Source organism: Undibacterium sp. Dicai25W, from assembly GCF_049340505.1.
GTDB lineage: Bacteria > Pseudomonadota > Gammaproteobacteria > Burkholderiales > Burkholderiaceae_D > Undibacterium > Undibacterium jejuense.
The window spans coordinates 130,549-151,355 of sequence record NZ_JBMPOQ010000001.1 but is presented as its reverse complement, the minus strand read 5'-3'; the positions used below and the strand labels follow the sequence as shown (position 1 = coordinate 151,355).

Sequence of the window (20,807 nt, the reverse complement as noted above, 5' to 3'; positions counted from 1 at the left end):
ATGAGCACGCGCAGCCTGCAGATCGGGATGGAATTTGATGGTTACCGGCTAGAAGAGAAATTACATACCGGCGGTATGGCGGCCTTGTGGCGCGTCACCGATCTGCGCCAGCGCCATCTCAACAAACCCGGCCTGGAAAACGGTGTGCCGCCGCTGATCATGAAAGTACCGTTGCTATTTTCCAGCGATGATCCGACTGCGATCGTGGCATTCGAAGTCGAACAAATGATCATGCCGAAGCTCAAAGGTGATCACGTGCCGCGGTACTTTGGTTCCGGAGATTTTGATGCACAACCATACATTGTAATGGAACAAATTGCCGGAGAATCCTTGCGCAGCCGCTTTGAAAAAGCACCATTACCACTTGACGAAGTCGTCAGCGTCGGCGTCAAAATCGCCAATGCCCTGCAAGATTTGCATCGTCAGCATGTGATTCATCTCGACATTAAGCCTAGCAACATCATGTTCCACAATGGACTGGCAGTATTGATTGATTTTGGCTTGTCGCGCCATGACCGCTTACCCGATCTGCTGGACGAAGAATTTCGTCTGCCTTTGGGCACTGGCCCGTATATATCGCCCGAACAAGTGATGGGGGTTCGCAATGAACCGCGTAGTGATTTGTTTGCGCTGGGGGTGTTGCTCTATCATCTGGTAACAGGTGAACGTCCATTTGGACATCCAACCTCCGTTTCCGGTTTAAAAAAGCGTCTGTACCGCGACCCGATTCCACCACGCAACCACAGGGCAGATATGCCAGACTGGTTGCAAGAAATCATTTTGCGTTGTTTAGAAGTCGATCCAAATGCACGTTTTGATACGGCGGCGCAGCTGGCTTTTTTGTTGCAACATCCAGAGCAACTGACGTTAACAGCCCGTGCAAAGAAAGATCAGCAAGATGGTTATCTGGCGGTTGTGAAACGCCGATTTAAAGCGGTCGGCGCCGATTTGGTGTTGCAACATAGCGTTTCTGAGCAATTATCAAAAGCACCCATTATTGTGGTGGCTCTCGATTTAAGCCATGGGTCAGAAAAATTAGCAGAGAGTCTGCGGCAAATCACACGCCGTATGCTGCAAACCGAACCCGGCGCCAGACTCGCATGTCTGACGATACGCAAAACCAGCCGCATCGGTATGGATGAAAGTTTGATACAACAAGGTGAAAACATTCACGTTAAACAATTGGTTGAACTCAAACACTGGGCTCGCCCCTTGAATATTAACAGCGATAAAATCACTTTTCACGTTTTGGAGTCACCCGATCCGGCGATGGCGATCATCGATTACGCTCGCAACAACGATGTTGATCACATCATCATCGGTTCACGTGGGAGTTCTGCATTGAGACGCTACCTGGGTAGCGTCTCAGCACAAGTGGTCGCTGAAGCAGATTGTACGGTGACTGTAGTGAAGAACAACGAGAAATAAAACGGCATTTATTAAACCAATTTATTAAGCATGTTTTAGCGCACTAGCTGCTTCTGACATCGCCACCTGGTCTGCTTTTTCTGACTTATTTTTTACGTACAATCAGCGAACTTCTTTCATCTTCTTTATAAGCGTAGGTCACTTTTCCGCGACGAATTTCTCCCATGAATAGCATATTCTGAGTAATCGCTTCATGATCGTTTTTAGAAAATGGCTTTTTGTAGCGCGTCACCACGGTTGATGTCGTCTCATATTTCATATCTTCTAAAGCGTTTTTAATTTTATCAGGTGCAGTGCTATTAGCCTGCATAATGGCCAAACTGAGTATGCGCAGCGCATCATAGGTCTGCGCCGCTGCAACGGCTGAAGGAATACGTTTGGTATTGTTCAGACGCAAATACGACAGCACAAAACCATCGCTACGGGTAGATTCGTTTTCGATGAAGGTCACTGGCATACGAGCACCTTCAGCATTCGCCCCTGCTTGTTCGATAAATCCATGATGCGACAAAATCCACGAACCAACTAAAGGAATGTTGGCTTTCACCTTGCCCATACTATTAGCCACCGCTGCTGCTTCATTGGCCAGACAATAGGTGACAATAATCTGTGCTCCGGTTTGCTTTGCCCGCAGCACTTGTTTCGTCATATCCAGATCGCCAATCTTAAAGCTTTCAACGGCGACCGGCGTCAAGTTGCGACGCTTCATTTCGGCGAGCAGACTATCTTTCCCAAACTGACCATAAGGGGTGTCATCGTGCAAAATCGCAATCTGATTCAGTTTGCGTTTATCAATCACTTCAGTGAGCATGGAAACGGGTTGCAAGCTATCACTTGCGGCAACGCGGAAAATATAGCTATTCGGGACTGCTGGCGGCATAAATTGCTGAGTGACTTTGGCACCAGTCGCACCACTGATAATGAGCGGAATTTTGGCATTTTGAAAAACGGTCGCTGCCTGCAAGGCAACACCAGTATTGGCAAAACCGACGACTGCAACAACTTTTTCTTTTTCGATTAATTCTTTCGCCATCGCCATACCAACTTCTGGTTTGGCTTGATCATCGCGTTCGACTAGTTCGATTTTTCGCCCAAGGACACCACCGATCTGGTTCAAATCGCTTTCAAAAACACGCGCACCACCACGAACACTTTCACCCATGTCCAGCGAAGACTTGGCGCTGAATGGTCCGATAATGCCAATTCGGATTGGCGCCTGTTCTGCAAAACACACAGAAGTTGCGCTCGCGCTGAGTAAGGCACAGATAACAATAGATTTGATACGCATTATTTCTCCAGGATTTTAGGTATGACTTAAGCAAAAATACTCCAGCAGCGATTGGCACCTGGGCGTACAAGTGTAACGCCTTGAGCACCATGCACCGCCGGAATAATCTTCGATAAGACCCAAGACGTGAAAACTTTAAAATCGGATACCGGTTTTCATCGGAGACAGACGCTAACCTTTAGCCACAATGTTGTCAATGAGCAATAAACATTCAAGCGCGAATGTCTTATTAAATTATTATTTAAATTTATTAGTACAATCTCATCACTGATTGCCTTGAAAGTGAAGAGGGTTATAACGCGCAAGCGATCTGCAGTAAGCTGAGTAACAAATACAGGCTTTACTATTGTGTTGCGTAATTATTAATGGCAAAGTGTTGTAAATTCACACGGACAAACACCGCAGGCAAACACATCATGCTTACCGAAAGTCAGTTAAACCATGCCATTGGGCTACTGGAACAATCTGATGCACTGATGATTGCTGCTGGTGCAGGCATAGGCGTTGATTCGGGCCTACCTGACTTTCGGGGTACCGAAGGCTTTTGGAACGCTTACCCAGCATTGGGAGCGCAAAAAATAGCATTTCATGAAATCGCGACGCCAGCCGCTTTCCGTCGAAGGCCTCAGCAGGCGTGGGGGTTTTATGGACACAGGTTGAATCTATACAGAAATACCGTACCCCATGAGGGATTTCGCATTTTACTTAAATGGGCCGCCACGAAAGCAGCGGGTTATAGTATTTTTACCAGCAATGTGGACGGCCAATTTCAGCTGGCAGGGTTTGATCCTCAACGTATCAATGAATGTCATGGTTCTATCCACCGACTGCAATGCATGTTGCCTTGCAGTGAGACAATCTGGTCTGCACACAAATTCGAGCCCGTCATTGATACCATCAACTGCCGGCTCGAAAATGCAGCGCCAACATGCCCCCGTTGTGGTGGCATGGCGCGTCCGAACATTCTGATGTTTCAAGATTGGAATTGGCTGGAGCAGCATCAAGAACAGCAAGCCGATCGGCAGGAACGTTGGTTACAAACGGTGTCCAGACCACTCGTGATCGAAATTGGTGCCGGGACGGCAATACCAACGGTGCGTCATTTCAGTCACAGGATTGTGCAACAGTATGGTGGCAGGCTCATCCGTATCAATGTGCGCGAACCGACAGTCTCAGGCAAGGCAGACCTGGGCCTGGCTGCGGGCGCCGTTGAGGCCTTGTCGGCATTAGATCTGGCATGGAAAGCGCATCACAGCAAAGGGGGATCGCGTCTGTAGCGCGAATAAGACCCGACGTTCAGGCGATTTGGCGTCCTTGCTTCCATACACCGATCACGGCTGGCACTCCCTGAAACATTCTGACACGCAAGAAATCTGCACGTAGCCCGACAGCAATTTCACCTCGGTCACTCATGCCTATTTTTCGAGCAGGAGTCCTGCTGACAGTAGCAATAGCCTGCGGCAAAGAGTAACCATGCTCTTGCAATAAAAATGCCCCGTGCAACAAGCTCGCTGGTACGTAATCCGAAGACAAGATATCCAATAAACCGTGCCGCGCTAATTCAGCCGCTGCAACATTGCCTGAATGTGATCCGCCTCTGACGCAATTCGGCGCACCCATCACTATCGCCAATCCCTTCTCGCGCGCGCATTGCGCTGCGACCAAAGTAGTCGGAAATTCAGAAATACTCACACCATCACGCACACCCTCAAACACATGTTCTGGCGTCGTATCGTCGTGCGTTGCCAGTGGAATCACTTGCGTATTGTCATGACAAAGATGCCTGATTTTTTCCCGATTCTGGCTTGCAAATCGCTGTTGCCGATCCGAAAATATCTTCAGCATTGCATCGACTTTTTCGTCACACCATCCATGCCTGCCAGCGACCTGAATACGGTAGGCGTCTAAGTCCGTCCACTGTCGTTGACCGGGAGTGTGATCCATCAAAGAGACCAACTTTAAACGTGGATGTCGGGCTAAGGGTGCAAACAGCGACAATAAGTCCTGCTCTCCTAGTTCAAGGCGCAGATGTAAATAATGCTCGGCACGTAATAATCCAGCTTCGCGCGCATCGTCAAATCCTTTAACGCAAGCTTGAAGCGTCTGCGTTCTGAAGCTATCCGGCTCCAGATCTCCGACCGCAATAGCGTCCAATACTGTCGTTATACCAGCTGCAACCACCTGCGCATCGTGCGCCAAAATCGCCGATTGCACAGGCCAACCTACTTTTGGGCGCGGCAACAGGTGTTTTTCTACATTATCGGTATGCAACTCAACTAAACCAGGCAATAAATAATCACCATGCCAATCGTCGCCAGCCAAACCATGGCAGCCAGAGGTCAGTTCGCTGAACTCGCCATGCCCTACATTGACACTGCCAGTAAACGCCTGATCAGCGGTAACGATGCGAGCATTACGAATAGTAAACTCAGTGACTTGCGTAAAATTCATGAACTAATTGCCTTAGAGAAACCACGACGGGCAGCACATTACCATACCTGCCGCGCAAATTACTTACACCATAAGCGAAAGATAGGAAATTTTGTAAAAAAAATAACTATCGCTTTGATGACATTCATTTAAATCATTAACTTTCACGTGATACCACTTTTCCAAGCACAAAATCTTATTCAAGAAAAAAGCCAGAATTCACTCTTTTGTATTGAGAATAGACTGTTAAATTGAATCAGGTAAATCATTTTTTATTTTAACTTTTTTACCAATCGAATTTTTTAGTTTTTAAACCTCTCTTTTATCGACATCTGTTTGTCCACTTCATCAGGAATACATTATGCGTTATGCCGTTTTGTACTTTTCCGTTCTGATCAGCCTATTCACTCCGGCGCATGCTTCTGCATCCGACACGCTGGCAAAAATCCGAAAAACGCAAACACTGACAATAGGTGTCAGAGAAAGTCCACCATTTGCTTTTATTGGTGCAAATGGGCAGGGCGCGGGCTACGCCATTGATTTATGTTCGAAGGTGGCTGACGCGATCAAGAAAGAATTGAAGCTACCAAATCTCAAAGTACAGTTTACTCCGGTTGACTCGAGTACCCGCTTTAGCGCATTGCTGGAAGACAAGATTGACCTGGAATGCGGTAGTACCACGAATAACGCCGAGCGACGTAAAAAATTTGATTTTACGGTTCCGCATTTTTTCTCTAGCGTCAAAGCTTTAGTCAGGGCTGACAGTGGCATAAAAAATTGGAATCAGTTCCGTAACCGCACCATCGTTACGACCAAGAGCACGACTACCGTGAAACTGCTGGCTGATCGCAACGATATTAACTCACTCAATATCAAACTCATCGAAGGCAACACCGACCAGGATTCGTTCAAAATGGTAGAAGAAAACAAAGCTGATGCCTTCCCTATGGATGACGTGCTGCTATACAGCTTGCGCGCAGATTCTAAAAATCCGGCCAACTTTGCGATTGTCGGCGATGCCCTTTCGGTAGAACCCTATTCGATCATGATGCGAAAAGATGAACCCGGATTCAAAAAAATTGTCGATACCGAGATGCTACGTATCATCAACGACGGCGAGATTTATAAAATTTACGACCATTGGTTCATGCGCCCCATTCCACCAAAGGGTTCGAATATGAATATGCCTATGGGATTTTTGTTACGTGATTCTTTGCGTTTCCCTACCGATCAGGTCGGTAACTAAACAGTAGAAATATGAGCCGTTACGCACTTTATTTTGCACCAGAACAAGACAGCAAGTGGTGGCATGCTGGCTGCCAGTGGCTAGGGCGCGATCCTGAAACATCAGATAGCATTGAACAAATCCGCATCCCGAGCGTGCTACCCAATGTTTTGCAAAATCTGACTAAAGACGCACGGCGTTATGGCTTCCACGCGACATTAAAAGCACCATTTCGATTAGCTCCCGGACATCAAGTAGAAGATCTGGAGATGGCATTGCGGGCTTTTTGTCGGCGGCAACAAGCGACAGAAGTTCCCTCTCCACAATTGGAATGGATGGGCGACTTTCTGGCGATTCGCCCGGTTGGCGACACCAGCTTATTGAATCAGTTAGCGATGCAATGCGTGAGTCAATTTGATCATTTGCGTGCAGCACTCAAGCCAGAAGAATTAGCGCGCCGTCAGCAACAACAATTAAGTGCGCGGCAACTGAGGTTGTTGCAGCACTGGGGATATCCTTATACAGCAGAAGAATATCGGTTTCATATGACGATCACAGATAGTCTCAATAATACTGACTCTGTCGATGCCATGCTGAAAGCAGCTGGTCGTCATTTTGATATCGGCGAACCGCTTGTCATACGCAGTATTGCTTTGTTTCATGAAGCCCATCCTGGAGAAAATTTACGTTTACTACGGCGTTATCCTTTTGGTGATTAAATAATTTTATTTAGCGCCAAAGTCACAATCGAGTTATCTCGTTGTATCGTGCGCTTATATGTTAATTTTAGTTGCATGGTCTTTGTGGAATACTGCCTACTGTCTACAATGAACTAAATCATTTTTTATTTTGATATAGTATTCATGAACTCCGATTTATGACCATCACACCTGAACAGCTTACGTTGTTGATGAAGGAAGTAGAAACCGAAGACCCTATCGACTTCGCGGATCTTCCTTTTGAAGATGATCAGTTAAGAACGTTGATTGCCGACCACTTGTGTGAAATGGCAGAAAAGCTAGATAGCTTCAGCGTCGAAGACAGGCAACTTACGCTACTGGCAGTAGCGGCTAAGCTGGTGCTGGAAAATATGGTTTTACATATTCGATTATTGCGGCAACACGGAATTCCTTTGAGTGCCGAAGTCGATAACTTGTTACAGAGCTTGCGTCAAAAGAAATAACACCCAACGCAGCCGTTGATGGAAAGCATGAAGTGAAGAAACATGCGCAACACCCTATCCCCAATGACACAGATATCGTGCTCATACCTGGCTTTATGTGCAATACATTTTTGTGGGAAATGATACTTCCGGATCTAAAGGAACTAGGTTCTGTTCATTTTTCCGATTTAAATCATGGCGACAGCATTGATGCGATCGCCTCACGTATCATTTCTCAGTTACCTTCGTCTTGCATACTAATTGGTTTTTCTTTGGGTGGTTATGTCGCCCGCCGCGTCGCCTTGATGGCACCAGAAAAAATCAGCAAACTGATCCTGCTTAATACCTCGGCACGCGCTACGACATCCGAAGAAATAGAGCGCAATCAGCAACAAATAAAAATGCTGAAAATTTTTCCATACAAAGGTCAGACCATCACTGCCTTGAAACGCGCCTTACATCCTGACAATACCGATAACACGACCTTACTGATGCAAATGCAAAACATGTCTCTGGCGTTGGGCCGCGAAGTATTTATCCGGCAATTGAGCATCGTCCGTGAAGATGGCTATGCCGATTTTGAAAAAATTTTCTGTCCGACACTTGTCGTCGCCAGTCGTCAGGATCAGATGCGATCTTTGAGTGAGGCAGAAAACATAGCAGCAGCGCTGCCACATCCGACTTTTCGAGTTCTGGATCAGTGTGGTCACATGTCACCACTCGAAAAACCACAAGAACTGGCAAACATATTGCGCAGTTTTATCACCAACTAAGTTTCCCGCCTGGCACCTCGACAACGGTTATCAGAGCACACATATTACGCTCGCCCTGTCATTAAATTGCTCCATAAATAGCCGATAGTGTAAATTTAGCAACAATACCACTTGATATATCAAGCCATGGGATGAAATTACCTATCCCGAAAATTATTGCCGAATGACGAGATGTGTTTATATTTATATTTTTCTAATGGGAGACTTTTATTGATATTTAGATCAATTTTATTAACTTTAGATTAAAATTAATTTAATTTAAGAGAATTTAAATTAAAAATTTCTCAATTAAAAGAGTATGCCGTCAGCTGCCGACATCTGAAGCAACATGTAAAATTTAAAATAATATACAAAAAACAACAATACCACAGCAAATAAAGTATTGCCTTTTTTATATTAATGTCTCAAGATAGATTTTAGTGACAATATTTTAACTTTTAAAGAGGTTCGCTGTGAAAACGGTCATCATTTTTCTCATCGCTTTTGTTTTAGCACTGATCGTTGGTCGTCTGTTTAAAAAAACACAACGTCCAACCAATAACCAACAAGTTTGGCCTTATTATGTCAAGCGCCCCATGGGAGCAGCCGAACAAGTGCTGTATTTTCGACTGATTAAGGCTTTGCCTGATTACATCGTCCTCGCCCAAGTCAATATGGCGCGGGTTCTCAACATCAAGCCAAGTGCAGATTTTCATGAGTGGAATAATCGTATCAACCGCTTAAGCTTCGACTTTGTCGTCTGCAATAGAGATTTCAGCGTCGTTGCCGCGATAGAGCTAGATGACGCGAGTCAACATAATTTCTACCAGCAGGACGCGGATGCCAAAAAAAATAAAGCATGTAAAGATGCCGAATTGAGACTAATCCGTTGGCACGTTAAACTGTTACCCGAAGAGGCAGCAATACAGGCTGCATTCAGCGAGCATCTGATCACGAAGACCAGTCTGCCTGACCCCGCCCATGACGAACAATTTGATCAAATGCTGTCTAGTGTCGGTTGAGCTTCAAAAGTAAGCAAAATTTTTTATATGTTCGACAAAAAGACCTTGCCTACTCGCAGCAGACAATTTATGGTGTAAACATCATCCAGTTTCCGCGCAACATTACTTTCACCGGGCCACAGGAGCAGAAATCATGAAACGCGCTATGCTTATTGCAACGTTAATGACACTCTGCACCAACGTCGCATTTAGCCAAGAAATCAGACGTACGCCTTTGCGCGCCGATCATCCCTTAGTTGGCGCCTGGAAAATCGAACTACCAGAATTCGCTTGTTACGAAGTGTATAACCTGAGAGCAAATGGCACTAAGCGCACCATCAGTGGCAGAGAGGTGAGTGAATCAGTCTTCCGTATTTCCGACTATCCTAGTGCGCGTGGTTTTTATAAATGGATTGATAAAATCGTCAAACACAATGGCCAAGCTGACTGTACGGGGGACAAATCCCCGATTGGCGACATTGCAATCAACTATATCTTGTTACATCCAGACGGCACACAATTTTTACTCTGCTCTGAAGAAAATCTGCATGAGTGCGTAGGCCCATTTATTCGTCAGGAATCAATCTGATCATCTGCCTCAGATATTGTTGCGCTGTCCAGATCATGGTTATCCGTCTGTGTAACCCCATTAGTATCAGGTGTATAGGCCAAAATATCACCAGGCTGACAGTTCAAGATCGCACAAATTTTTTCTAAGGTATCAAACCGGATTGCCTTGGCTTTTCCGGTCTTCAACACAGATAAATTTTGCACTGTGATACCGACAATGGCTGACAAGGTATTCAGGCGCATTTTTCGCTGTGCCAACACGACATCGAGATTAACAATAATAGGCATAATGATCAGATCGTGAGTTCTACTTCGTCATTGAGTTCAGCGCCAATTTCCAGAGACCAGATAATCAACAAAGAAATTCCTACCCACACCGTATCGCCAAGTGCATCAGCGAAGATCCTGAAAAAATAACTGATCTTGCCATCCTGCCAGAACATCACACTACAAGTCAGCACCAGCAATTGCACGGCGTAATAAAATAAACTACTAAAGAATGCGACATAAAACGCATAACGAGCATGACCAATTGCTTTGCGATTGAAAATTTCTCCACTCGAGAAGCAAGTCAGCAATTGATTCAATTGCAGCATCAGGTATTCCAGACTTGCCGCCAGCGCCACAATACAAAACATCAGAAAAATCCGCGCCTCAGACGTCACACCGCGTCTCTTTATCCAATCAAAGTAATCATCTCCAGGGTTAATGCTTTGGAGTATCAGCCTGACGATATTAAGATCACCGGAAGGAAGGCTCATCCACGTTATGCCTAACGCAGCAAGAGCACACACCAAAATAACGAACATAGAAAGCACGGTGAACCAAATCAGATAAGAACTGACCTGACCGATAGCAACAACGCGTGATTTTGAAGAAGGTGGCATAACAAAGCTCCATAACAGGAAATGATGAAGCTTATTCTAGGCTGATAAAATTAAATATCAAGTATTTTTTATCGTTTATCGATAATTAAATATCGATTATGATGTTTTTATACATGAGCATTAGAGACTAGCCGATCACACCTGCCCTGACAACCATAATCGATCAAGCACATCATGCTCCTAAAGCTTAGTCACACTTTCCAAGGTTTGATCGATGTATTCGCCATTCGCGTCACTGAATTTCAACCTGACCGGATACCATTCCATCTCGGGTGCAAGCCAGATATCCAGCGTCTGATCTTTGGAATCAGGCGGCGGTGCTTTACTGATATGCACCGTATTAATTTCACCCATAGCGGTAGTGATTTTTTCGCTAGCAACAACCTTGAAAATCCACTCTTCCGCATCACGGCGACCAGCAACAAACATTTTCCACTCAGAGCCCGGTTTGAATTTTTCACCCGCTGCGCGCGCCTGCGCAACTAATTGCCATGTTGCGCTGGTACGATCCTGCTCACCGCCTTTGATTGGATAAGTTTCAGCGGATGCCGTGAACGAGATGGTTTTGCTATCGCGATTAAAACCAGTCGTGGTCGCTGGTTTTCCAAAACGCTTTTCTACAAATTTTTCGGGGGCCAGACCAAAATTATCGATACTGCCAACACTGCTCGCATCGAGAATTTTGCCAAATAACATGGCGCGTGTTTCGGTCAGAATTTGATAACTATGGTTGCTCACCAACCATTTAACGCTGGCCGATCCCCCCAAAGATATGCCGCTTTGTTTGGCTTTGATGTTGTATTGCAGTTCGGCAGCAGGTGGCAACTGAAACACCGTTTTGCTCGCCATATCGGAATTACTCGCATGTGTCTGCGTCATGACGCTGAGTGCCAGCACAGCACTGCAAAACAGCGTTGAAAAGCGATGAGAAGCAAAAGACTGGAGGCGCATACTATTTTTCCGTAGAGGTATTAAATTGAATCTTGCTGGCTGTTTGAGTCGTAACGGCACCATTCGGTTCCGTATTGCGGATTTGCACCGGATACCAATGATACGCGGGAGCGAACCAGAGTTCTAATGTCGAATTGTATAAGCCCGGGCGCGGTGGGCGTGTGACGTGCCAGGTTTGTAGTTTTCCAAGTGAAGTTTGAATTTCCTCTTGTCCGGAAATAACAAAAATAAATTTATCCGCTTCGCGATTTTCAGCAACTTGTATCGTTATCTTTTTTCCTGCAACAAATTGTTCTGGTGCGGCGATACCCAAACCTGCCAATTGCATAAAAACAGTTGCCCTGTCCTGCGCACCTTTGCTCATCTCTACGGTATTCGTGGTCGCAGAAAAACTAATCGTGTTCGTGTCGTAATTAAAATGCGTGGCAGTTTCGCTACGACCACGCCGGGTTTCGCTCATCATTTTCGGCGCGATACCATGATCGCCAATAGCACCATCACTTTGTAGTTTATACAAACGCAGTGTGGTGATCAAAAGATCCAGCGACGCTTCAATTTGCATTTGGTATTTACTATCCTTGATTGACCATTGAATTTCACCCAGACCATAAACTGGGTTCATATTTTTGGCGACGTAAATTACCTTCAAATTCATTTTCCCAGACGGCGGCGGCAAGATACTGAGGCCGGATAAATCAAGGCTGTCATCTGCTGGCGGCTTATTTTCAATTACTGGCTTATCGACAACGTTGAAATTATTCGTTGCGTCCGGAGCAGCAGGAGTATCGTCAGATGCTTTACTGACATGCGTTTCACTGCCTGCCCTATTCTGTTCATTGGATGATTCAGCCGTTGGTGCACTATCTTGCACCACGGACGGCTCTGTTGTGGGCGCAGAATCTGCGTCGGTCGTTTTTTCGGTAACAGCTTTTGGCGCTGCCTTAGTGAGAGCTTTAGGGGCTGGCTTTGCCACAGGCGGTGCCGTTTTCACTACTACCTTCGTGGTATCTGCGGGCTCCGCCAATTGCACAGTCACCATTTTTTCGCTTATCGGACTGGAGGTAGTGGGCTTGGCGATATCTGATACCGCACCCCATAGCAAATAATGGAGCAGCAAGGCCAAAGCGGCAAACACCAGCAAACTAAACCGAAAAGGTGAGCGCAAAGTAATAGAGTTAGGCAATGTCATAGGCGTGAGTGTAAACGCTTGCACGAATGTACGCGATATTTGCATTTTTTGATGCGGTTAAAATACCTGCTTTGTCGTTTGTTACTTTTTCGCGCTTTTTCGTGCTTTTTCGACACTTGCGACAATATCTTCGTTTTCCATTCAATTTAATAAAACTCCGCCTCACTTATGCCCTTTCACTTTTTAAAACGCCTTACCTGCTTAATTGTAATCAGTGTGCAAATTTCATTGGTCAGCACAGACCATGCGTGTGCTGCGCCGGCACCAATCCGTATCGCGATGATAGAAGGCATGAGTGGCCCATTCAGCAATGCTGGCCAGGCAGTACAACGCAATGTACAAATGGCAATCGACAATATCAATGCGCGCGGCGGTGTGACTTTGCCTGATGGCAAGCATTATTTGGCGCTGACCATCATCGATAACAAACAAGGTGTTGAAGAATCCCTCAATGCGCTCAGACAGGTCACCGATCAGCATATTCCTTTTGTCATTCAAGGGAATAGTTCGGCCGTTGCATTGGCGATGATTGATGCGATCAACAAACACAATCAACGTGCGCCAGATAACCGCATTCTGTTTTTGAATTATTCCGCCGTCGATCCGGCGTTAACGAACGACAAGTGTAGCTTTTGGCATTTTAGATTTGATGCAAATGCCGATATGCGCATGCAAGTATTAACGGAGGTCATCAAAAACGACGTCCATGCCAAAAATGTTTATCTGATTGGCCAGGATTATAGTTTTGGTCGCAGCGTCAATAAAAGTGCACGCAGTATGCTGGGCAGCAAACGTCCGGATATCCATATCGTTGGAGAAGATCTGCATCCGATTGGCAAAATCAAAGATTTCGCCCCCTATGCCGCTAAGATTAAAGCCAGTGGCGCTGATACCGTCATCACTGGCAACTGGGGCAACGATCTGACTTTGCTCATCAAAGCAACCAAGGATGCCGGAATGAATTTGAAGTTTTATACCTTTTATGCCAACGCATTGGGGGCACCGGCTGCGATCGGCGATGCTGGTGTTGGTCGCGTCAGAGCAGTGGCCGAATGGCATCCAAACGTGGGCGGTCAAGCCAGTGACGCGTTTTATCAGGCCTTCCGTTTGCGCTATCCTGATCCACAAGAAGATTACCTGCATTTGCGTATGCACGTGATGATAGAAATGTTGAGTCGCGCCATAGAAAAAGCACATACCACGCAAGCGGTTGCAGTTGCTAAAGCACTTGAGGGTACAACGTATTCAAATGGCTTTCATCAAGCACAAATACGCGCGCAAGATCATCAATTGCTACAGCCTTTGTACGTTTCAGTGATGCAAAAAAAGGGCGAAGCCGGTACCCGCTTTGATAATGAAGGCAGTGGCTATGGATTTAAAACCGAAGCTTTTTTTGAATCGAGATTGACGACATTGCCAAGCTCATGCAAGATGAACAATTAATTAAGTCTTCCGCAAATCCGCCGCAAACACAGGAGTATTTTGATGAGTAATCCGTTTTCTGGTTCTGATACATCCGGGTTGAATTCCATGTCCGATCCGCTAGGTTTTATAAAAAATCTGTGGGGTAGTATGAATATCCCAGGCATGGTTGCACCACCGATGTCCCTGGATGAGCTGGATAAAAAAATCAAGGATTTGAAGACGGTAGAATCCTGGCTGAACGTCAATATGAATATGTTGCGCGGCACGATACAAGCGCTCGAAGTGCAACGTGCAACTATCGCCGCTTTGCAATCGTTGGGTGAGAGTTTTGCCCAACACGCACAGCAAGCGACTGCACCTGTTGCGCCAACAGCAAAAGCAGAAAGCCATACGAGTAACGCCGATTGGCCTATGCCAGCTGGAAGTCACAAGATTCCGGAGCCTGCGGTCGAAGAGGAAGAGGATGACGACATCGACATGCCTCCTGAACAGACTGAAACCACCGCAAGCACAAGCGCCGAAGCCACTACCGGCGAATCCAGCGCAAACAATCCATCACAGACCACCAGCACACCAGATGCCAGCGCCCCATTCGCAACACCCGCCGCGTGGTGGGGATTGTTGCAAGATCAGTTTAAACAAGCGGTCAGCAAAGCTTTAGAAAGCGAACCAGGTGTCACGGAGAGTGTCGCCGCCACGACCAACAATGCCAATAACGACAAAAAATCAGCAGCGTCGACAAAAGCACGAAATAAACCAGCCACTGCTTCCAAAGCAAAGCCGAAAGCCACTACAAAAACGGTCGCCAAATCAGTAACTAAAACCGCTCCGGCCAAAGCGAAGCCTGTCAGCAGGGCAGCAGCTAGCGCAGTCATAAAAGCAAGCGTCAAGCCGCCATCTATCCCTAAAAAGACTGCCGGAAAACCTGTAAAAAAATAACAGTACCTACACAAGCTAACTGTTTCATAGTTTGCTAACACCCTTAACACTCACCTGCTTGAAGAACAGCGGAATATTCGCAAGTTTTTTGATATGAGGTTAGGGTTTGGATGTTGGTTTTGAATTTATCCGCTGTAGACAAAGCAATTTGTACCGATACGCAGTGACGGCACCCGCACGGCGCAGTCTTGGCGTCGCCTTCTTTGCTGCCATCCCCCAGCTTGATTTTACGAGGTTTGACCGTTTTAATTATTGAAAATCAATGTAGTAAAGATGCCGTTTTACCTGCAAACGATAACAGTATCCATTGAACGACCCCGCTTAACAGAGAATTCTAAAAATCAGGTTTGAAAATCGGGTAGCGATCATAATCTTGATAGAACTCTTCAGCCTGCGCATATGCTTTGAATGGGGCGCCTGTGCCGTAAGGATCCTTGTACTTCTTCAGCACTTTTAACCATTCTCCATTTAACTTCATTTTCTGCAATTCAGCATCCAAACTCTTGACGAGTCCTTTCTGCATCCAGGGTGACTTTCTTGAAACTTGAAACACCATTTGGAATCTCGTCTCTGGCGTCTCCAGTGCGATCTCTTCAATCACATCTGTCATATGCAGTTTATTCAAAAACCAATTCATCGAGGTTGACGAATTAATCGTTAAGCTGCCTTGCCCCATTCCCATCAAACGCACGATATCTTGCATCTTTGCGGCTTTGTGCACCTTGAACCCGTCTGATTCCTTTAAATGCGCTTCCGTCCATCCATTACCAAAAAAATCCAATATAGGATAGGGTTTAAGATCATCAAGGGTAGTAAAGTTTTTAGTTTTTTTAACTAACTCAGAATCATCTTTCCTGACAAAGACGTTCCAGTAGTTCGGCGTCGTCATTTCTTTCCCAAACACCGCGTAATCAAACCGGTTTTTTGTCGGAGTGGTCATCATCAGGTCGGCCGTACCTTCTTTAATCATCCACTGCGCCCTGGCCCATGGCAAAAACAAAAACTTCGCTTTAATGCCCAACTTGGCTAACACATATTCCGCAATTTCAGGTTGCTCACCCATTGCCTTACCGCCCTCTTCCCAGCAAAGCGGTTCAAGGCCTTCGGCAAATACAACTGTGAGCGGTCGCTGTTCTGCCGCCACCACTGGGTTACCGAATACGAGTCCCGCAACGAACAGCAAAGATTGGAAAAGAATTCCCCTCAATGTTTTTTTCAGAGAACTCGCTGAACCATTCAACGTGTATTCCAAGGCTCTTTCGGATATACGAACGTTGTCCATGTTCTTTAACTATTGATTAGATGTGATTGCAATATATAAATTGTTTTTCGCAACAATTTGGAAGAAAGGCGAGTGTGGGATGCTATTTGCATGGGCCAAAACATCTTAATCATGATCGGCTTGATCATTACCGCATTAATTTTTATTAACGCTTGTTTAGAGTATATGTAGAGATACCCAGTTATTCAAGATGGGTATTTGTTTTGTCGATGCCCTGATTGGAGCATGTTAACAGAAGGTTAATCCAAAATGACCTGTAACCAGATTGCGTGTTGTGCCATTTCTAAGCATTCCACAAAAACCACGTCCGTCCAGCTCTATGCGGTACATTACAGCAGGCTTATACAAATCTCGGCATAATGAGGGTCTTATCGTTCAACCACCTATCTCATTGAGGCCGCTATGATAGAAGTCCATCACCTGAAAGAATCCCGCTCCCGTCGTATTACCTGGATGCTGGAAGAGTTAGCCTTAGACTACACCGTCATCAGCTATGACCGCGACGCGACAACCCGTCTGGCACCACCAGAACTGAAAGCGATTCATCCTTTGGGCAAAGCACCGGTGATTAAAGATAAGGATTTGGTCTTGATTGAATCAGGTGCAATTCTGGAATATCTGGTGGCTGAATATGGCAACGGGCAATTTGTGCCAGCACGTGGCACCGCTGATTATTATCGCTATCTGCAATTCATGCACTATGCCGAAGGCTCAGCCATGTTACCTTTATTGTTGAAGCTGTATGTGGGTCGACTGGGTGACGCAGGCGCGCCATTGCATCCACGCATTCATAGCGAGATCGCAAATCATTTGGGGTATTTGAATGCAGAGTTAGAAGGTCGTGATTATTTTGTCGGCGATGCATTGACGGCAGCTGATGTGCAATTGTCATTTGTGGCACAAGTTGGCGTGCGCAATGCAGGGCGCCATGCCTTCCCTAATCTGACGCGTTTTGTGGAGATGGTCGAGGCGCGCCCAGCTTACCAACGCGCGGTGCAAAAATATAGCGAGTAATCTCGCAAAAGATTGACTCGCTATGTTTGAGATTAAAACGTCAGACTAGCTTTAATTGAATGACGATGACTGGCGGCGGTAAGCGCACCACGCCAGCATCCCCCATGCCACCAAAAATGCGACGCCGCCTATAGGTGTGATCGCACCCAGCCACAAAATACCGCTCAGTGCCAGCGCATAAAGACTGCCGCTAAAAACGACAATACCAAACAGCATCGCCACCGCAGAGCAACCTAACAAATTCGCATCCGGCCATTGCGCCCTCAACAATCCCAAACCGAACAAACCCAGCGCATGCACCATCTGGTAATGCACTGCGGTCTGCCATACCGCCAGCATATCTATACTCAGGATGGCTTTAAGTCCATGCGCACCAAAGGCGCCTGCACCCACTGCGATCAGCATGTTCAGAGCGGCAAGGACGATGCAAGTTGATTGCTTCATGCGCTCACAGTTTCCGGATTAGATTCCGACTCTGCCTCTTTCGCTGGCCCATTCGTAATCAATTTGCGCATGAACGGTATCAACACAAATAACACAACTCCCACCGCAACACTACCCCAACCCAAGATTCCAAAGACGTGGCTATAAGTAGGGTTGGTTGTGAGGGCTGTACCATCTGCTGCTTCTGGCACCATGCCCGAGAAATAGCTGGACAAGATAGACGCGATACCGGTTGCCAGCATCCAGGTACCCATCATTACGCCCTGGTATTTTGCTGGTGCGAGTCGACCTATCATCGCGTAGCCGACTGGAGAAATCAGCAACTCACCAATACTCTGGAAAATATAGCTGATGAAAATCCATTTAAATGCCACCATACCGCTTGCCGGTGCCAAAAAGATACCCAATGGCAGAACCAAAAAACCCAGACCTATCAATAACAGCGCCGTAGCAAACTGGATAGACACATCAATATTCCAGCCTTTTTCCCGTAAGCCTTTGAACCACAATGCCATCAAAGGGCCTCCAAACACAATCACAAAGGTATTGATGTTTTGTATCCATTGCGGTGCGATTTCTACACCCATCACGATACGATCAACATTGCTGACGGTGAACAGCTGCAAACCGGTTGGTGCCATTTGGTACAGTGTCCAAAACACTAATGAGCCCAAAGTGAACACCAAATAAGCTGACATATTACGACGTTCGCGCACGTCTTTATGAACAACAGTCAGGTAGACCAACACCGCAGCAACCAGGCCGCCGATAGCCAGAATTATCTGCGCCGTCGATTCTGCCTGATGCAACATATAAAACACGACCGGAACCAGACCAACCAACACAGCTAAACCAACTGCCATTTTTTTCTTAAATTCGGATGGTGTCGACACGGACAATGTTGTATTGCGGTCTTTTAACGTCTTCCAGTTAAATGCGGCCAATACAATTGACATGAAGTTGCCGATGGTCGCAAAGATAAACAGGCTGGAATAATCTTCTTGTAATTGGTAATAACCGGCGGCGCTAAAACCAATAAAAAAGCCGAGATTCATGCCCGCGTAATTCCACAAGAATGCAGCTTCACGGCGATTATCTTCCGGTGCAAATCGTTGCGTCAGCATCATGTTGATGCAGGTCACGTTCAAACCACTACCGGTCAAAAATAGAGCGAGCCCCCAGTACATTTGCATCACGGTACCACCTGAAATACAGGCACATCCAAGCACTTGCAAAATCATCCCGCCGACAAACAGATTGCGGTTACTGATAAACCGCCCACCCAGATAGCCACCAAATAAATGCAAGCCATAATTGAAGGCGCCAAATACACCCATGATGGCGGTCGCTTCTTTGACACTGAAGTTCAGCTTTTTGGTCGCGTATAAGACCAAGGTCGAATACAAAATCGCAAAACCTAAAGTCGCAAAAATTTGAATAAAAAATAAGGCAGCAGAACCTTCCGGTACGCTTGATAGCTTTTGTTTAATAATGGACAAAATTGACTCCCGTTTGTGTGGCGAGCATTGTAAAACAGAGCCTGCTTAACGATGTGGTATTTGTATAGTGCGGTGCGGGATGACGAATAAGATTCAACCAAATCATAAATAGCCGAACAAAGGCCATCATTTTGTTAAAAAAACCTATTTTTTAAATGTCTATTTTTCGATCTCTATTTGCTCCTTTCGTTTCTAAATAAAGAGAATGGAAGTGAAATGAGGGGAAATGAGGCATCAACTAAGTTGTAACAAGTATCAGCAAAAATGCAAAATATGTAATTTCGTTTGATTTCGCTTTGTCTCAACAACACAATACAACTCACTGTAATCCATAAAGTCACACACGTGTGTCGCAACGATGAACGATGTCTGATCACTGGCATTTACGCTCCTAACAGCAGTAAGCCTGTTCAAATAGCATCCATCGTGACGCACCTTGTTTGATAAAGACAGCGAAATAGGAAGTTTTCCATTTTACAAACAGGGCTTGCCCTAACCCCCGATTGTTTTTTATTCATTGGTAAAAAGAAGGAGGGAATATGAATGAAGTCTTCGAGCTTGTGGCGGTTGAGAAACTGGTGCCTCATGAAAGAATCAACAATGATGCTGCCAACGAATTACATCAAAAACTTATACGTGAAAATACCTGGACAGATCCCATCATCGTGAGTCCAGGTGCCTGCGACGGACTTGAACGGGCGTTCGCAACCTACCTGCTGGAAAACCATTTAAATCAGAAAACTGAAAAGGATAAACAATGACATTCCCGATCAGACACCTGTCAAAGCAGCTCTTATTAAGGCGCCCAGAGGTGAACGATGCAAGTGCGCTATTTCGTATATTTGGTGATCCTGCTACCAACAAATTCAATCCGGCAGGTCCTCTTGCCGACGAGGCCGCAGCCAGGCAGCTACTCGATAACCTGTTATCTCATTGGGAAAGTTATGGGTTAGGCCCATGGACGGTGTCGCGAAAGTCGAAGGTCGATGAAATCATTGGTTTCGGGGGTTTATCTTATAAACAATATGGCAATATTGAACGGCTAAATTTAGGATTTCGTTTTGCACCATCTTCATGGGGTAATGGCTTTGCCAGCGAACTTACGCAAGCGGCATTAACTTTTGCATTCATGCAGAAGCAGGTCCCAGAAGTATTCGGCTTGACCCGACCACAAAATTTACCGTCACGGTCAATTTTGGAAAAAAATGGCATGAAAAAATGTGGCACTTTGAACGACGTACCGGGTGAACCTGAAAGCGTTATTTATGTGATCTCCAGGCAAACATGGGAGGAAAAAAATCTTTGTGTTAACTGAAATATT

General features: G+C 45.8%; 22 protein-coding genes. 13 read left to right on the top strand and 9 right to left on the bottom strand.

What is annotated here, in order from left to right; all coding sequences use genetic code 11:
- A complete protein-coding gene (locus ACO0KY_RS00725; protein WP_423043444.1) occupies positions 1–1,428 on the top strand; it encodes a protein kinase domain-containing protein in 1,428 nt (475 codons plus the stop codon).
- Positions 1,429–1,513: 85 nt separating this feature from the next.
- Here ACO0KY_RS00725 and ACO0KY_RS00720 read toward each other — a convergent pair whose 3' ends face one another.
- Positions 1,514–2,716 carry an ABC transporter substrate-binding protein gene (locus tag ACO0KY_RS00720; RefSeq protein WP_423043442.1) on the bottom strand — a complete coding sequence of 401 codons (1,203 nt, stop codon included), beginning with the start codon at positions 2,714–2,716 and terminating at the stop codon, positions 1,514–1,516.
- A 416-nt stretch (positions 2,717–3,132) separates the two neighbouring features.
- Here ACO0KY_RS00720 and ACO0KY_RS00715 point away from each other — a divergent pair, with 416 nt between their 5' ends.
- The gene (locus tag ACO0KY_RS00715) at positions 3,133–3,993 is read left to right on the top strand and encodes an SIR2 family NAD-dependent protein deacylase (protein WP_423043440.1); all 861 of its coding nucleotides are present in this window, start codon (positions 3,133–3,135) and stop codon (positions 3,991–3,993) included.
- 19 nt (positions 3,994–4,012) lie between these two features.
- Here ACO0KY_RS00715 and ACO0KY_RS00710 read toward each other — a convergent pair whose 3' ends face one another.
- Entirely contained in the window at positions 4,013–5,167 is a 1,155-nt protein-coding gene (locus tag ACO0KY_RS00710) for an alpha-D-ribose 1-methylphosphonate 5-triphosphate diphosphatase (RefSeq protein WP_423043438.1), read from the bottom strand.
- Positions 5,168–5,507: 340 nt separating this feature from the next.
- Between ACO0KY_RS00710 and ACO0KY_RS00705 the strand changes: the two genes are divergently transcribed.
- The 6 genes from ACO0KY_RS00705 to ACO0KY_RS00680 all read left to right on the top strand — a co-directional run bounded on the left by ACO0KY_RS00705 (position 5,508) and on the right by ACO0KY_RS00680 (position 9,875).
- A complete protein-coding gene (locus ACO0KY_RS00705; RefSeq protein ID WP_423043436.1) occupies positions 5,508–6,392 on the top strand; it encodes an amino acid ABC transporter substrate-binding protein in 885 nt (294 codons plus the stop codon).
- A gap of 11 nt (positions 6,393–6,403) precedes the next feature.
- A complete protein-coding gene (locus ACO0KY_RS00700) occupies positions 6,404–7,090 on the top strand; it encodes a DUF1045 domain-containing protein (protein ID WP_186912726.1) in 687 nt (228 codons plus the stop codon).
- 158 nt (positions 7,091–7,248) lie between these two features.
- Positions 7,249–7,554, top strand: a complete 306-nt coding sequence (locus ACO0KY_RS00695; RefSeq protein ID WP_423043434.1) for a hypothetical protein — start codon at positions 7,249–7,251, stop codon at positions 7,552–7,554.
- A 32-nt stretch (positions 7,555–7,586) separates the two neighbouring features.
- Entirely contained in the window at positions 7,587–8,306 is a 720-nt protein-coding gene (locus ACO0KY_RS00690) for an alpha/beta fold hydrolase (protein WP_423043432.1), read from the top strand.
- 452 nt (positions 8,307–8,758) lie between these two features.
- Complete coding sequence (locus ACO0KY_RS00685; protein ID WP_423043430.1) at positions 8,759–9,307, top strand: DUF2726 domain-containing protein; 549 nt, start codon at positions 8,759–8,761, stop codon at positions 9,305–9,307.
- A gap of 133 nt (positions 9,308–9,440) precedes the next feature.
- Positions 9,441–9,875, top strand: a complete 435-nt coding sequence (locus ACO0KY_RS00680; protein ID WP_186912723.1) for a hypothetical protein — start codon at positions 9,441–9,443, stop codon at positions 9,873–9,875.
- On the opposite strand, the gene ACO0KY_RS00675 is transcribed toward ACO0KY_RS00680, so the two are convergent.
- The 4 genes from ACO0KY_RS00675 to ACO0KY_RS00660 form a co-directional block, all read right to left on the bottom strand.
- Entirely contained in the window at positions 9,860–10,144 is a 285-nt protein-coding gene (locus tag ACO0KY_RS00675) for a helix-turn-helix domain-containing protein (RefSeq protein ID WP_186912722.1), read from the bottom strand. The two genes, ACO0KY_RS00680 and ACO0KY_RS00675, sit on opposite strands and share 16 nt — an antisense overlap.
- Before the next feature lie 5 nt (positions 10,145–10,149).
- Entirely contained in the window at positions 10,150–10,743 is a 594-nt protein-coding gene (locus ACO0KY_RS00670) for a DUF2975 domain-containing protein (protein WP_186912721.1), read from the bottom strand.
- 180 nt (positions 10,744–10,923) lie between these two features.
- Positions 10,924–11,694 carry a DUF3108 domain-containing protein gene (locus tag ACO0KY_RS00665; RefSeq protein ID WP_423043427.1) on the bottom strand — a complete coding sequence of 257 codons (771 nt, stop codon included), beginning with the start codon at positions 11,692–11,694 and terminating at the stop codon, positions 10,924–10,926.
- 1 nt (position 11,695) lies between these two features.
- Positions 11,696–12,883 carry a DUF3108 domain-containing protein gene (locus tag ACO0KY_RS00660; protein ID WP_423043425.1) on the bottom strand — a complete coding sequence of 396 codons (1,188 nt, stop codon included), beginning with the start codon at positions 12,881–12,883 and terminating at the stop codon, positions 11,696–11,698.
- A gap of 216 nt (positions 12,884–13,099) precedes the next feature.
- Between ACO0KY_RS00660 and ACO0KY_RS00655 the strand changes: the two genes are divergently transcribed.
- Together ACO0KY_RS00655 and ACO0KY_RS00650 are read left to right on the top strand one after the other, a co-directional pair.
- A complete protein-coding gene (locus ACO0KY_RS00655; protein WP_423043423.1) occupies positions 13,100–14,326 on the top strand; it encodes a branched-chain amino acid ABC transporter substrate-binding protein in 1,227 nt (408 codons plus the stop codon).
- 42 nt (positions 14,327–14,368) lie between these two features.
- Complete coding sequence (locus ACO0KY_RS00650; protein WP_423043421.1) at positions 14,369–15,247, top strand: PhaM family polyhydroxyalkanoate granule multifunctional regulatory protein; 879 nt, start codon at positions 14,369–14,371, stop codon at positions 15,245–15,247.
- A 334-nt stretch (positions 15,248–15,581) separates the two neighbouring features.
- On the opposite strand, the gene ACO0KY_RS00645 is transcribed toward ACO0KY_RS00650, so the two are convergent.
- Positions 15,582–16,529 (bottom strand): substrate-binding periplasmic protein, encoded by a 948-nt coding sequence (locus tag ACO0KY_RS00645; protein WP_423043419.1) that lies wholly within the window; start codon positions 16,527–16,529, stop codon positions 15,582–15,584.
- A 402-nt stretch (positions 16,530–16,931) separates the two neighbouring features.
- On the opposite strand from ACO0KY_RS00645, the gene ACO0KY_RS00640 reads away from it, so the two are divergent.
- Positions 16,932–17,543 (top strand): glutathione S-transferase family protein, encoded by a 612-nt coding sequence (locus ACO0KY_RS00640; protein ID WP_422990304.1) that lies wholly within the window; start codon positions 16,932–16,934, stop codon positions 17,541–17,543.
- A gap of 51 nt (positions 17,544–17,594) precedes the next feature.
- Here ACO0KY_RS00640 and ACO0KY_RS00635 read toward each other — a convergent pair whose 3' ends face one another.
- Together ACO0KY_RS00635 and ACO0KY_RS00630 are read right to left on the bottom strand one after the other, a co-directional pair.
- Positions 17,595–17,987, bottom strand: coding sequence for a DUF423 domain-containing protein (locus ACO0KY_RS00635; RefSeq protein WP_423043417.1), 393 nt, complete (start codon positions 17,985–17,987; stop codon positions 17,595–17,597).
- A complete protein-coding gene (locus ACO0KY_RS00630) occupies positions 17,984–19,486 on the bottom strand; it encodes a peptide MFS transporter (RefSeq protein ID WP_186912767.1) in 1,503 nt (500 codons plus the stop codon). The genes ACO0KY_RS00635 and ACO0KY_RS00630 overlap by 4 nt, the downstream gene beginning before the upstream one ends.
- 539 nt (positions 19,487–20,025) lie before the next feature.
- Here ACO0KY_RS00630 and ACO0KY_RS00625 point away from each other — a divergent pair.
- Together ACO0KY_RS00625 and ACO0KY_RS00620 are read left to right on the top strand one after the other, a co-directional pair.
- Positions 20,026–20,247, top strand: coding sequence for a hypothetical protein (locus ACO0KY_RS00625; protein WP_423043415.1), 222 nt, complete (start codon positions 20,026–20,028; stop codon positions 20,245–20,247).
- The gene (locus ACO0KY_RS00620) at positions 20,244–20,801 is read left to right on the top strand and encodes a GNAT family N-acetyltransferase (RefSeq protein WP_423043413.1); all 558 of its coding nucleotides are present in this window, start codon (positions 20,244–20,246) and stop codon (positions 20,799–20,801) included. Before ACO0KY_RS00625 ends, ACO0KY_RS00620 begins: the two co-directional genes overlap by 4 nt.
- Positions 20,802–20,807: the final 6 nt, after the last annotated feature.